Annotated in this window: 10 protein-coding genes; 2 read left to right on the plus strand and 8 right to left on the minus strand. The window is 63.2% G+C overall.

Features of this window, described 5'->3' with window-relative positions; all coding sequences use genetic code 11:
* Nucleotides 1–97: 97 nt before the first annotated feature.
* Nucleotides 98–1,495: an MFS transporter gene (locus tag BUA38_RS18970; protein WP_072820134.1), complete on the plus strand. Its 1,398-nt coding sequence runs from the start codon at nucleotides 98–100 to the stop codon at nucleotides 1,493–1,495.
* A gap of 37 nt (nucleotides 1,496–1,532) precedes the next feature.
* Nucleotides 1,533–1,697 carry a hypothetical protein gene (locus BUA38_RS37560; protein ID WP_172806048.1) on the plus strand — a complete coding sequence of 55 codons (165 nt, stop codon included), beginning with the start codon at nucleotides 1,533–1,535 and terminating at the stop codon, nucleotides 1,695–1,697.
* A gap of 10 nt (nucleotides 1,698–1,707) precedes the next feature.
* Here the strand turns inward: BUA38_RS37560 and BUA38_RS18975 are convergent, their stop codons facing one another.
* From BUA38_RS18975 to BUA38_RS19010, 8 genes are all read right to left on the minus strand, one after another.
* On the minus strand, nucleotides 1,708–2,364 hold the full coding sequence (locus tag BUA38_RS18975) for a glutathione S-transferase family protein (RefSeq protein WP_072820136.1): 657 nt from the start codon (nucleotides 2,362–2,364) through the stop codon (nucleotides 1,708–1,710).
* Nucleotides 2,365–2,374: 10 nt separating this feature from the next.
* Nucleotides 2,375–3,580: a CaiB/BaiF CoA transferase family protein gene (locus BUA38_RS18980; RefSeq protein WP_072820138.1), complete on the minus strand. Its 1,206-nt coding sequence runs from the start codon at nucleotides 3,578–3,580 to the stop codon at nucleotides 2,375–2,377.
* A gap of 131 nt (nucleotides 3,581–3,711) precedes the next feature.
* Nucleotides 3,712–6,798, minus strand: a complete 3,087-nt coding sequence (gene putA / locus BUA38_RS18985) for a bifunctional proline dehydrogenase/L-glutamate gamma-semialdehyde dehydrogenase PutA (RefSeq protein WP_072826235.1) — start codon at nucleotides 6,796–6,798, stop codon at nucleotides 3,712–3,714.
* A gap of 70 nt (nucleotides 6,799–6,868) precedes the next feature.
* On the minus strand, nucleotides 6,869–8,029 hold the full coding sequence (locus tag BUA38_RS18990) for an OpgC domain-containing protein (RefSeq protein ID WP_072820140.1): 1,161 nt from the start codon (nucleotides 8,027–8,029) through the stop codon (nucleotides 6,869–6,871).
* A 254-nt stretch (nucleotides 8,030–8,283) separates the two neighbouring features.
* The gene (locus BUA38_RS18995) at nucleotides 8,284–8,607 is read right to left on the minus strand and encodes a cytochrome c (RefSeq protein ID WP_156898576.1); all 324 of its coding nucleotides are present in this window, start codon (nucleotides 8,605–8,607) and stop codon (nucleotides 8,284–8,286) included.
* Between the two features lie 181 nt (nucleotides 8,608–8,788).
* Nucleotides 8,789–9,994 carry a molybdopterin-dependent oxidoreductase gene (locus BUA38_RS19000; protein WP_072820142.1) on the minus strand — a complete coding sequence of 402 codons (1,206 nt, stop codon included), beginning with the start codon at nucleotides 9,992–9,994 and terminating at the stop codon, nucleotides 8,789–8,791.
* Between the two features lie 348 nt (nucleotides 9,995–10,342).
* Nucleotides 10,343–10,594: a hypothetical protein gene (locus tag BUA38_RS19005; RefSeq protein ID WP_072820144.1), complete on the minus strand. Its 252-nt coding sequence runs from the start codon at nucleotides 10,592–10,594 to the stop codon at nucleotides 10,343–10,345.
* A gap of 180 nt (nucleotides 10,595–10,774) precedes the next feature.
* Complete coding sequence (locus tag BUA38_RS19010; RefSeq protein ID WP_072826237.1) at nucleotides 10,775–12,505, minus strand: adenylate/guanylate cyclase domain-containing protein; 1,731 nt, start codon at nucleotides 12,503–12,505, stop codon at nucleotides 10,775–10,777.
* Nucleotides 12,506–12,559: the final 54 nt, after the last annotated feature.

Below are 12,559 nucleotides of genomic sequence, written 5' to 3' on the forward strand. Positions count from 1 at the left end.
GCGCGTCTAAGCGAATCCGGTTCTCGTCCCCCGGAAAAATGCACTGATTTGCAGCGGCGCAGCTTGCAATGACGAAGTTTCAGGGAGACGAAGCGCGATGTCGGCGACGCCAGCACAGGATACCTCCAAGATTGATACAGCAGCGTTCATCGACGCCCAGCCGGTCAGCGCCTTTCAGATCAAGGTGCTTTTGACCTGCGCGGCGGTGCTGTTTCTCGATGGTTTCGACACCACGGCGATCGGCTATGTGGCGCCCGCGCTGACGAAGGAATGGCATATCGGCAAGGAAGCGCTCGGGCCCGTGTTCAGCGCGGGCCTGTTCGGATTGATGATCGGCGCGCTGCTGTTCGGTCCGTTGGCTGATCGTATCGGTCGCAAGAAGATCATCGTGCTCTCGACGCTGGCGTTCGGCGTCGGCACCTTGGTTACGTCTTTCGTCAATGATGTGAGTGTGCTGCTTGCCATCCGCTTCCTGACCGGGCTTGGTCTCGGCGGCGCGATGCCGAACACGGTGGCGCTTACCTCCGAATTCTCACCGCACCGCCGCCGCGCCACCATGGTCATGGTGATGTTTGTCGGCTTCTCGATTGGGGCCGCGCTTGGCGGCCTATTGGCCGCCGCCCTGATTCCGCAGTTCGGCTGGCGATCGGTGTTCGTCGTTGGCGGCGCCGCGCCGCTCGTGCTGGTGCCAATCCTGATCTGGCGGTTGCCGGAATCGGTACGGTACCTCGCGTTGACCGGTCGCTCCAATGCGCGGGTTGCCGAGTTATTGGCGCTTATCAATCCGAAAGCCGTCTTTGCCGCTGGCGCGCGCTTTGTCGTGAACGAGCCGGAGCTGAAAGGCATTCCGATCCAGCATCTCTTCAGGGAGCAAAGGACAATTCCCACGCTGCTCTTGTGGGTCGTGTTCTTCATGAGTCTGCTCGAGCTTTACTTCCTGTCGAACTGGCTGCCGACGGTGCTGAATGATCTCGGCGCCTCGATATCGACAGCCGCTGTCATCGGCTCGATGTTCCAGGTTGGCGGCGTGGTCGGCACGTTTGCGCTCGGCAGCATCATCGACCGCTTTTCGTTTCGGGCGCTGGCGCTGGTCTATTTCGTCGCGGTCTTTGCGGTCGGCGCGATCGGGCAGCTCGGGCACTCGGCTGCCCTCGTCACCACGGCGATCTTTGTTGCAGGGTTTTGTATCGTCGGCGGACAGATCGCCGCCAATGCGCTTGCCGCAGGCTTTTACCCGACCTCGGTCAGGGCGACCGGCGTTGGCTGGGCGCTCGGGATGGGACGGATCGGCTCGATCGTCGGCCCACTGGTCGGCGGCATGCTGCTCGGCTTGAAATGGAGCGTCGGCGAACTTTTTGGGACGGCGGCCGCAGCCGCGTTGTGCGCTGCGCTGGCGGCATTTTTGCTGGGGCGGCTGGCCGGATTGGGTGGAAGCGGCAGAAGCGCGAAGGATCAGGTCCCCTCGCTCGAGGCGGTGACGCGGGCGCAAGCCTAAGGTAGCTTATAGCCAGAGTCGTTGCAGGAGCTGCGCCGTGACCGATCCGACCGGAGAGAGCAGGGAACGCAACCGCGAGATCGCCGCCAATGAGAGCGTGCGGCAGACGACCAGTTCCATTCGCGTCAGTGTCTGGGCGGTCGCGGTCGCCATCGTGATCGGGCTGATCGCGTTCGGCTGGGTGATGATCAACAACAAGTAAGAAGCAAGCTTCAGTCGCCTTTTCCGGCGTAATGCGTCAGGCGCTTGCCCGGCAGGAGATCGTAGGCGGAGCGCCAGCCCGGCAGTGCCGCAACGCGTTGCAGCCAGCGATCGACTGCGGGATGGCTCGCCGCGAGATCGTAGCCGGTTTCGTCGCCCGGATAGTGAAGATAGGCGATCATCGATAGATCAGCGATGGTTGGCCGCATCCCGGCGACGAATGCGCTTCCCTGCACATGGGAATCGAGAATGCCGAGGAAATCGTCGAGACGCCGGCGCAGGAATTTCAGCACGCTCGGGTCAGCCGAGGGCGTGAAGGTGCGCAGGAAACGATAGGTCGCCATGTAGCCGGAGAGCTTGTGGTTGTCCCAGAACAGCCAGCGCAGCACTTCGTATTTCTCCGCACTGCTTTGACCGCCAAAGCGGCCATATTGCTCGGCGAGCTTGAGCAAGATCGGCGCGGTCTGGGTCAGGCGCACGCCGTCCTCTTCCAGCACTGGGATTTCGCCCATCTCGTTCACGGCTTTCCGCCACTCCGCCGTTCGCGTTACGCCGCCGGCGAAATCGGTCCAGACCGGCTCAAAGCGCTCGCCGCAAAGCGTCAGCATCAGCGCCAGCTTGTAGCTGTTGCCGGACTCCGGGAAGTAATGCAGTCGATAGCTCGGCATCTCTAAGTCCTCACGCGACGGCGCCGCCGGCTTTCAGGTTCCGGATCGCGGCCTCGTCGTAACCGGCCTCGCGCAGGATTTCCTCGCTGTGCTGGCCGACGTCGGGCGCCCGTCTCGGCTTGACCTTCTCGCTGCCATCGATCCAGATCGGGCTATTGATCGTCAGCATGATGTCGTTCGCAAACGGCACCAGCACGTCATTTTCGATCATCTGCCGGTCGTCGGGAATATCGTCGAGGATATTGACCACGCCGAACACCAGGCCGTTGCCGTCCAGAAGCTGGCGCCATTCGGCGAGATCCTTGCTGGCGAACACCTCATCGAAGATCGCGATCAATTCGATCGAGCGCGCATGGCGGTCGGCCTTGGTGGCAAAGCGTGCGTCATCGATCAGATCTTCGCGCCCCATGCAGCGCATCAGCGCCGGCCATTGCCGCTCTTCGTTGAGCAATGACAGGATCAGCCAGCGGCCGTCCTTGCAGCGGTAGTGATTGGTCACGGCATTCAGCGCGCGTTCGCGTGGCCGCCGTGGCTCGAACTTCGCGCCGCATAGCTTGGCCTGCGCCAGCACGCCCGCCGCCCATAGCCCGTTCGCCATCAGGTTCGAGGCGACGTGCGAGCCTTCGCCCGTGCGCTCGCGTTTGTAAAGCGCGGTGACGATCGCGCCGTAGAGCGCCATCGCGCAAGGGTGATCGCCCATGCCGGGCACCGAGCGCGCCGGCGTCGTGTTCTCGTCCGCCCGCACCAGGTCCATCAGGCCCGATCGCGCCCAATAGGCGTTGCTGTCGAAGCCGGGCTTGTCGGCCTCGGCGCCTTTTTCGCCATAGCCGGTGAAGGACGCGTAGATCAGGCGCGGGTTGAGCGGCTTGATGTCTTCATAGGTGATGCCAAGGCGCTTGCGCACGCCGGGTGGAAAATTGGTGATGAAGACATCTGCTTCAGCGGCGAGCCGGTACAGCACGTCGCGTCCGTCAGGCCTGGAGAGATCGAGCGCGAGGCTTCGCTTGTTTCGTCCCTCCAGCAGCCAGGCGAAGTTATGCGGGCTCGCCGGATAGCCCGGCAGCTTCGGCAGCAGCCGATAGGGATCGCCCGTTCCCGGCGGTTCGATCTTGATCACCTCCGCGCCGAAATCCGACAGCACGGTTGCGGCCGCGGGCGCCGCGATGAAGCTCGCGCAATCCAGAACCTTTAAACCTTCGAAGATGCCGCCCGCCATGATGGAACTGTCCTCGCCACAGTGTTGGTTTTATTCCGTGCTGTGGAAGAGTCTTCCCACGCAGCTTGCAGACGGTTTTGATCGATAACGGCGACCGACGCAACGGCCGTTTATGCGTCCAGTGACGGCAACTATTCCTCGCCGGACAGTAGCGCGGCGTTGCCGCCGGCCGCGGCCGTGTTGACCGTCACGGTCTGCTCGGTGGCAAAACGCGCCAGATAATGCGGGCCGCCGGCCTTTGGCCCGGTCCCGGAGAGGCGGGAGCCGCCGAACGGCTGCACACCGACCACCGCGCCAATGATGTTGCGGTTGACGTAGACATTGCCCACCGCGAGGCGATCGATCACCGTCTCGACCACGTCGTCGATTCGCGAGTGGATGCCGAGCGTCAGCCCGTAACCGGTGCGTTCGATCGAGGCCAGCACCCCGTCGAGGCGTTCGGCCGGATATCGAACGACATGCAGGATCGGGCCGAACACTTCTTCCGTCAGCTGGCTTGCGCTGGCGAGTTCAAAGATGTGCGGGGCGACATATTGGCCCGTGGGCACGATCCCTTCGAAATGGACGCGCGCTTCGCGTTTCATGCGCGCGATATGGCTGTCCAGGCGGGTCTTCGCATCGGCATCGATGACGGGACCGATATGGACGCTGGTGTCGATGGGATCGCCGATCTTCAGTTCACGCGCGGCGCCGGAAGCCATCTCGATCATGCGGTCGGCGACGTCTTCCTGTACGAACAGAATTCGCAGCGCCGAGCAGCGTTGGCCGGCCGAGCGAAAGGCTGAAGTCAAGACGTCATCGGCGACCTGCTCGGGCAGCGCGGTCGCATCGACGATCATGGCGTTGATGCCGCCGGTTTCCGCAATCAGCGGCACGATGGCGTTATCCTTGGCGGCGAGCGTACGGTTGATGGCGCGCGCGACCTCGGTCGAGCCGGTAAAGGCGACACCGGCGACATCGGGATGGGCCGTCAGCGCCGCACCGATGCGGCCATCGCCGGGCAGAAGATGCAGTGCGGAAGCTGGCACACCGGCCTCATGCAGCAACCGCACCGCTTCAAAGGCAATCAGCGGCGCCTGTTCGGCGGGCTTGGCGACCACGGCATTGCCGGCCATCAGCGCCGCTGTGACCTGGCCTGAGAAGATCGCGAGCGGAAAATTCCATGGCGAGATTGCGACGAACACGCCGCGGCCGCGCAAGGCCAGCGCGTTGCTCTCACCGGTGGGGCCCGGCATCGCCTCGCTATTGCCGAAGAGATCGCGTCCCTGCGCGGCATAGTAACGGCAGAAGTCGATCGCCTCGCGGACTTCCGAAATTGCATCGTCCAGCGTCTTGCCGCCCTCGCGTTGCAGCAGCGCAATGAATCGCGCGGCGCGTTGCTCCAGAAGTTCGGCAGCGCGGTCGAGGGCGCTCGCGCGCGTTGCCGCCGCCGTTCGACTCCATCCGAAAAATCCGGCGCGCGCGGTGACCATGGCGGCATTGGCGTCGTCGATGGTCGCTTCGATCACGCGCCCGATCAATTTCGCCGGATCGGCGGGACTGAAGAGCTCGCGGGCCTGGCCGGTTGCGGCCTTGCCGCCGATCAGTGACGTCGCAATCACAGGCGCGGTCTCGGCTGCGACCGACGCAAGCAAGCCGTGCAACGCTGCGCGATCTCCGAATTCGAGGCCTCGGGAATTCTTCCGCTCGGGTCGGTAGAGATCCGCAGGCAGGGCAATATTGGGGTGCCGGGCGTTTGCCGGCGTGCCGATGATATCGGCCGGGCGGCGTAGCAATTTCGCGATGGGCACCTGATCGTCGGCCGCGAGCGCCACGAACGACGAATTCGCCCCGTTCTCCAGCAAGCGGCGCACCAGATAAGCGAGCAGGTCGCGGTGGCTGCCGACCGGCGCGTAGGTGCGGCAAGCCAATGTTGGCCGGTCCCTGGTCAGCTGCTCATAGAGTGCCTCGCCCATGCCGTGCAGGCGCTGCAATTCAAAACCACCTTGATCGCCGGCGCGTTCGAGCACGGTCGCGACCGTCAGCGCGTTATGGGTGGCAAATTGTGGAAACAGCCGCGGCCGCAGCTTCAGCAGTTGCTCGGCACCGGCGACGTAGTTGAGGTCAGTCATCGCCTTGCGCGTGAACACCGGATAATCGGACAGCCCGCGTTCCTGCGCCCGCTTGATCTCGGTGTCCCAATAGGCGCCCTTGACGAGGCGCACCATCATGCGCCGGTTCAGCGCGGCGGCGAGTTCATGCGCATAGTCGATCACGCTACTGGCGCGCTTCTGGTAAGCCTGAATCGCCAGGCCAAAGCCGTCCCAGCCTGAAAGCGACCTGTCGGCAAAAGCGGCCGCGATCACGTCCAGCGAAAGTTCGAGCCGGTCGGCCTCCTCGGCATCCACGGTTAGGTTGAGGTCGAAAGACTTGGCGCGACGCGCCAGATCAATCAACCTCGGCACCAGTTCGGACAGCACGCGCGGCTGGCTCACGGCTTCGAAACGCGGATGCAGCGCCGAGAGCTTGATCGAGATGCCCGGCCGGTCGGGCAGGGGGCGCGTGCCGGCGCTGGCGCCGATCGCGTCAATTGCGCGCGCATAGGCGTCAAAGTAGCGCTGCGCATCTTCCGCGGTCCGCGCGCCTTCGCCGAGCATGTCGAACGAATAGCGCAGCGCGGCGCCGGATTGCGCGCGGGCGAGCGCAGCCTCGATGGTCTCGCCAAGCACGAAATGGCTTCCCATCAGCCGCATCGCGTGCCGCGTGGCGGCGCGTACAGCCGGCGCGCCGAGCCGCTTTACAAGCCGTCCGATGGTGCCGTCCGGCGTCTCGCCAGGCTGGATCACCCGCGCCGACATTCCGAGCGCCCAGGCCGAGGCGTTGACCAGGAAGGCGCTCGATTTGGTCTCGTGATGGATGAAGTCGCCTTCGCCGAGCTTGTCCTCGATGAAGCGGTCGGCGGTGCGCGCATCCGGCACACGCAACAGCGCTTCCGCCAGCACCATCAGCGCCAGGCCCTCCTTGGTGGAGAGCGCGAACTCGCGCAGCATGTCCTCGACGCCGCCGAGCGGATCGTCGTTGTTGCGGATCGCCTCGATCAGGCGCGTCGCCGTCTGGTCGATTCGCGCCTCGCGCTCCCGGCTCAGCCGGGCCGTCTCCAGGAGCTTGCTTGCGATGGCGACATCGTCCGCGGCGTAGGGCGCCGTAAATGGGGCGAGGCCGGCAGGTTTGGGAAGCATCGCAAGCTCCGAGAATCGCCCGAAGCTTACATTCAAGCCGTTCCTTAAGAAATCGGCATCAATGTCGCCGTCAGCCCGCCCGCAACGAAGCGCCGTGGCTGATCGGCGCAAGAGAGTGCCCGTCCTGGCGCTTGGACCACGCCACGTAGCTTGCGACCAGCGTCATGATGGCGAAGCCGGAAAGGCTGACCAGGGTCTGTTCGAGCAGCGATCCGGAACCCATCACCAGCACGAAATGGCCGGCCAGCGAAAGGAACACACCGGCACAGAACACCGGCAGCGCCTGCTCGCCGCAGACGATCAGCGGCTTGAAGACCGGCCAGTTCAAGCCGTGCCATTTCTTCGGGATCAGACGAGTGGCGAACAACGCCACGACCGCGAAATGCAGGATGCGGTAGGGCGCGAGATTGACCCGGTCAGTGGGGATGAAAACGTCATGCAGCCAGGCGGGAAGCTGGTCGCCCAGCGCGGGAAAGCGCGCGGCCATCGATATCACGTAGGAGAAGACGAGAAAGGCCGCGCCGACATAGGCCCATACCGGCGCGCGGAACAGCGCGCGAAACCGGCTGACGCCGCCGAGCGCGCACCAGGCGCCGAGCACGAACAGCAACTGCCAGCAGAATGGATTGAAATCCCAGGTGCCGTCGGGGAAGGTCGCCAGGTTCCATTCAAACTGGCGTGCGGCCACGTAAAGCGCGATCGAACCGGTCAGCGCCAGCGCTGGGGCGCGCAGCAACAGCCACAGCGCGACGGGGAAGAATGCCATCAGCAGTACCGAAAGCTGAAGCAAATCGAGATTCAGCGCCCTGGATTGCAGCAACAGGCCGTGCGAGACGGTGCGGACCGGGTCTTCCAGAAGACCGGCAAAGTTGAATTCGTAGATGATATCGGGCGCGGCATAACGCGTGGCGACGTCGCCGACCGACACCGCGTAAATCGCAAACAGCACGATGAACGCGGCATAGAGCTGCCAGGCGCGCTTGATGACCCGCGTCGCGCCGACGATGGCGCCGCGCTGGAGCATGATCGGCCCATAGGTCAGGGCTGCGTTATAGCCGATGATGAAAACGAACATGTCGGCTGCGCCGCTCAAGCCGAGATGGCGCGGCGTGATCCAGCTCACGACGTCGTTGGGGATGTGGTCCAGAAAAATGAACCAGTTCGCCAGACCGAGGAACAGATAGAGCCTCGTGTCGCGCGCGTGACGAACGAGGGCGGCGGTAGCATTCATGACGTCAATTTCGTGGTGGGGCGTTCTGCCGGCAAAACAACGGACCGTGCACTTATGATTATTCACCCGCGCTTGCAAGCCGGCTCGCTGTTACGTGAGTCAAAGGTGATCTGCGGTATGCATACATGCTAAATGCCGCAGGGAACACGAAGCCGTGAGCGGCGGGAATATTTAACAATCCGTTAAGCGAACCGGACCGGATCAAAAGTCCGCATCATTGCCGCCGCGGGCTCGTCATGCGGGTGGATTGGCCGCTAATAGGTCGCGGCGAGATATTCGACGATCTTCGGCACATCGGCGTCGGGAATTGGCGCGCCATAGACCTTGATCATCTTGGTGACTTCGGCCCGCCAGAAATCCGTCTTGAATTTTGGCCCGCGCGGCTGGGTCACAATGTAGTCAGCCGAATGGCACCCCGTACAGTTGTTCATGACGACATCGAGATTGGGGCCGGGTCTGAAGGCTGCCGCTTCGGGCGGCAGGTCATAGGCGATCGGGGCTGCGGCGGCCGCGCCGTATTTCAGGATCAGGCCGAGCACGATGATGAGCAGGATCGCGAACAGAAGCCGTCGTTTCATGATCGAACTCCTGTGCGCTGGTGGTCCGATTCTAACATTCGCATCCCGTTTCAGCGGCCACTTTTGCGAATGTTAGAATCAAAGGACCACTAGAAGATATAAGTTTGTAGTGAAGTTTAGGATTTGACATTCGCTTTCCGAACTTGCGGCTGGGTGGGTAGCGAATGTCAAATCCACTCCACTACGCCGCGGTAACGCGGACGGTTTCGACGACATTGCGCAGATAGCCGGCCGGGTTCCAGCCCGGATCCATCGGCTGCGTGTCGCCCGAATTGCTGGTCGCGCGCACCCGCAAGTCGTAGGCGCCGGGAATGAGCTTGACCGGGAGCTTCCATTCGCGGAACGAATATTTGCCGAGATCGCGGCCGAGCTTCGCCGGCGTCCAGGTCGTGCCATTGTCGGTGGAGACGGCAACCTCCTTGATGCCCTTGCCGCCGTCGAAGGCGATACCCTTCAAGGTGACATCCTTGCGCGCCTTCACGCGCGCGCCGTTGCTCACATTGGTGATGAAAGAGCGGATCGTGAAACGGTTGATCGGGATCGTCGCCTTGGGCGCCGTGCCGGGTTCGACGCAGCCGCATGGCGTGTCCGGAATCCGGTAGGCGGTCTTCATCCAGAATCCGTCGAAGACACTGTCGATCACGGTGATCTCGTTCAGGTGCTTGACCCAGTAGGTGCCGTAATAGCCGGGCACCACCAGCCTCAGCGGAAAGCCGTTCAGAAACGGCAGATCCTCGCCGTTCATGCCATAGGCCAGCATCACCTCGCCGTCGCGCGCGTGATCGATGTCGAGCGCCTTGACGAAATCCGGTGTCGGCTCCATCACCGGTCCGTCCATGCCGTTGAACGTCACTTGACGTGCGCCCGCCTGCACGCCCGCCATGTCGAGCACGGCCTTGAGCGGCACGCCGCGCCATCGCGCATTGCCCATCGCGCCGTTGCCGAGTTGCCCGCCGGCGACGCGCGGCTCGGAGAAGCCGCGGCTGTTGCCCGAGCACTGGTTGACCGCGACGAGTTCGGTGGCGGGCAGTTTTCGGATCTCCTTCAACGACAGCTTGAGTGGCCGGTCGACCTTGCCCTTGATCTCAAGCGTGAACTTGTCGGGATCGAGGTTGTAGGGAATGTCGGCCAGATGATAGCGCACGAAGAAGGCGTTGTTCGGCGTGATCGGGCCGCTGTCGAAGACCGAAAACGGGGTTTCGAGTTGCGGCGGGCGGCTGGTCAGTCCGATCATCGGCCGCTTCTGCGGATATCTCACCAGCGGGCGCTCGCCGTTGTCGAACGGCAGGACGACGGCATCCTCGAGTGCGAAAGCCCGCGGTGCTGAAAAACCGGCGGCCAATGCCGCAAGGCCCGTACGCTTGAGCAGCTCCCGTCGGTCCATCATGGCGCGTCTCCCTGGTATTTTCTTTTGCAAGCTTGTTGCCGGCGAGTGTGACACCTGATGTCACCAAGTCAAATCCGGACCGGCGACCCGGCCGAGCCATCGAAGGCTTTCGTTCTAGTGGTCCGATTCTAACATTTGCATCCCGATCAGGCAGGCACTTTTGCAAATGTTAGAATCAAAGGACCACTAGTAAATTAAGGTTCCTAGTGGAGTTTTGGATTTGACATTCGCTTTACGCAATCCGGGCCAGGGGGTAGCGAATGTCAAATCCACTCCACTAGCAAAAAATGCGACACTCCGGCCGTGAGGGCGGCCGGAGCGTCAGATGTTGGCAGTAAGTCGTATAGATCAGTCGACGCAGATGTTCACGGTGCGCAGGCGATAGCCCCGCGGCGTCAGCACGCGCTGCGACACGAAGCAGCTCTCGCTGACAACAGCGGCGTCAACGGCGGCGTCGACAACACCGACAATACCGAAGCCGCCGAAGTGATGATGGTAGCCTCCGAAGCCGCCGAAGGGTTTTGCGGATGCGGTCGAGGGCGCGAGCGCGGCACCGAGAGAGGCGGCGATGGCAATGGCGATGGTCAGTTTGCGAAACATGGTCAGTCTCCTCAAATGGCGCGCTGGTCGGCGCGCGGGTTGGACGATCAGTTTGACCCCTTGCCCGTCAGTCGCGTCGTTTCAAAGCGGGGTTCGATTGGAGCTCAATCGTCCGGAGGATTTTTTTCTGAACGCCCGTTCAGCATGGGGGGTGGGTTGCGGGCCTGACGGTTAAGACCGTCAGGCGGCGACGGGCGTCTCGGCCTCGAGGAGGGCCGACAAGAAGCTCGCCTGTTCCACCACGCACACGCTGGTCGGTCCGGTGCGGCCGCGAATTGCGACGTCCTGCCGCGGCAGCGCGTCGATTGCGAGCCCCGCCGTGGCGCGCACTTCGTCGGAAAAGATGACCTCGCAACCAAGGCTCTTGGTCATGTCCTGCAACCGCGCCGCAACATTGACCGCGTCGCCGAGCGCGGTGAACACCATGTGATCGCGGTAGCCGATATCGCCCACGATCACCTCGCCGCCGTGAATGCCGATGCCGAAGCGGATCGGCTCGCGCAGGTCGTTCTTGAGGAACTGATTGAGCTCATCGATATGGGCCGAGATGTGCCCCGCCGCCGTCAGCGCCTGGCGACAGGCGGTTTGCCGGTTGGTCGTAAGCCCGAACAGCGCAAGTTGCCCGTCGCCGAGAAACTGGTTCGGCTGGCCGCCGCATTCGATCACGGCCTTCGAGACCGCGCCGAGAAAGCGGTTGACGACGAACACCGTGTCGAACGGCAGGCGGTTTTCCGCAAGCCTGGTCGAGCCGCGCATGTCCACGAACATGCTGACGAGATAGCGCTCTTCGCCGATATGCGAGGGGCCATGGCGGGTCGGCGCGACCTGCGGCGTGAAGATCTGGAAAAATGAAAGGTCGGTCTCGGGGCGGAGCTGACAGGCGAGGCGAATCGCGGGGTCCGCAGCGCTCCCGACCCGGTTGAGTACGAAGGATTCACGGTTCGAGGGCTGTGGCAAGGCTGCGCAGTCGCCGATGATGCGAATGCGGCAGGTCGAGCAGCGGGCGCGGCCTCCGCACACGCTGGCATGCGGGACCTGATGGCGCAGGCTTGCTTCCAGCACGGAAAGGCCCTTCGGCACCCGGATGGCGCGGCCATTGCCGTAGGAAAGCGTGATCATGCCGCCGCGTCGCTCGTGCAGCGTGCGAACGCCGCGCGCGATCAGCACGAAGCCGAGCAGGCCGAGATAGCCGATCAGGAAGTAGTTGGTGATGGCCTCCAGTGTCTGCGCCTCGCCCGCCGCGCCGACCTTGTCTGGCGAGAGGTTGGCGGCCCGCCACTCCGGGTCAGCGCTGTCCTTCATGACGGTCCGGCCGCCCTGGTAGATGCCAAGCAAGGCGAGAGCCGGGACCAGTACGGCGGCGGCCAGCAGGAACGGTGCGGCATGGCGGAAGAACGTCTTCAGGCGCAGCCAGAAGTACAGGCCGATGCAGCCGTGGATCCACGAGATGACCAGCACGAGCATGGTAGATCCGAACCGGGGCCCCATCGCCGCGAAGTAGCCGTGAAGTACTTGCGGATAGAACTTCTCTTGCGCAAACAGGGTATGCCCGAGCCTCGTGCTGATCACATGCGCGGCAATGAGCGCCGGGATGCTCAGACCGAGCACGAGTTGCAGCGGCTCGATGGTCTTCCAGCGGAATTGCCGGCGTTCGTAGAGTGCCCAGATGCCGAGGCCGCCATGGACCAGCACCGCAGTGTAAAACACGATCACCACGGGCAGGAACTGCCAGAACAGGAGATGGTAGTGCAGGCCCCAGGCCAGCGCCTCCGCGGAGATATTGCCGAGCGCGTGGTTGAGGAAATGGCTGATCAGGTAGGCAAACAGGATCAGCCCGCAGATCATGCGAATTTGTCGGACGCTGACGCCGCGGAAGAACGTTCCGATTCGGGCGAGGTTGAACGCGGTCATGCCGATCTCTCGATTCATAAGACCCGGGAAACTAGCGTTTAATTCCGCCGGGCA

Origin of the sequence: Bradyrhizobium erythrophlei (assembly GCF_900142985.1) — a bacterium.
GTDB classification, from domain to species: Bacteria; Pseudomonadota; Alphaproteobacteria; order Rhizobiales; family Xanthobacteraceae; genus Bradyrhizobium; species Bradyrhizobium erythrophlei_B.

Bases quoted from the DNA above. Each gene is read 5' to 3' on its own strand.
- BUA38_RS18970 (WP_072820134.1), top strand. From the start codon at position 98: ATGTCGGCGACGCCAGCACAGGATACCTCCAAGATTGATACAGCAGCG.
- BUA38_RS18975 (WP_072820136.1), bottom strand. From the start codon at position 2,364: ATGCCGAGCTATCGACTGCATTACTTCCCGGAGTCCGGCAACAGCTAC.
- BUA38_RS18980 (WP_072820138.1), bottom strand. From the start codon at position 3,580: ATGGCGGGCGGCATCTTCGAAGGTTTAAAGGTTCTGGATTGCGCGAGC.
- putA (WP_072826235.1), bottom strand. From the start codon at position 6,798: ATGCTTCCCAAACCTGCCGGCCTCGCCCCATTTACGGCGCCCTACGCC.
- BUA38_RS18990 (WP_072820140.1), bottom strand. From the start codon at position 8,029: ATGAATGCTACCGCCGCCCTCGTTCGTCACGCGCGCGACACGAGGCTC.
- BUA38_RS18995 (WP_156898576.1), bottom strand. From the start codon at position 8,607: ATGAAACGACGGCTTCTGTTCGCGATCCTGCTCATCATCGTGCTCGGC.
- BUA38_RS19000 (WP_072820142.1), bottom strand. From the start codon at position 9,994: ATGATGGACCGACGGGAGCTGCTCAAGCGTACGGGCCTTGCGGCATTG.
- BUA38_RS19005 (WP_072820144.1), bottom strand. From the start codon at position 10,594: ATGTTTCGCAAACTGACCATCGCCATTGCCATCGCCGCCTCTCTCGGT.
- BUA38_RS19010 (WP_072826237.1), bottom strand. From the start codon at position 12,505: ATGACCGCGTTCAACCTCGCCCGAATCGGAACGTTCTTCCGCGGCGTC.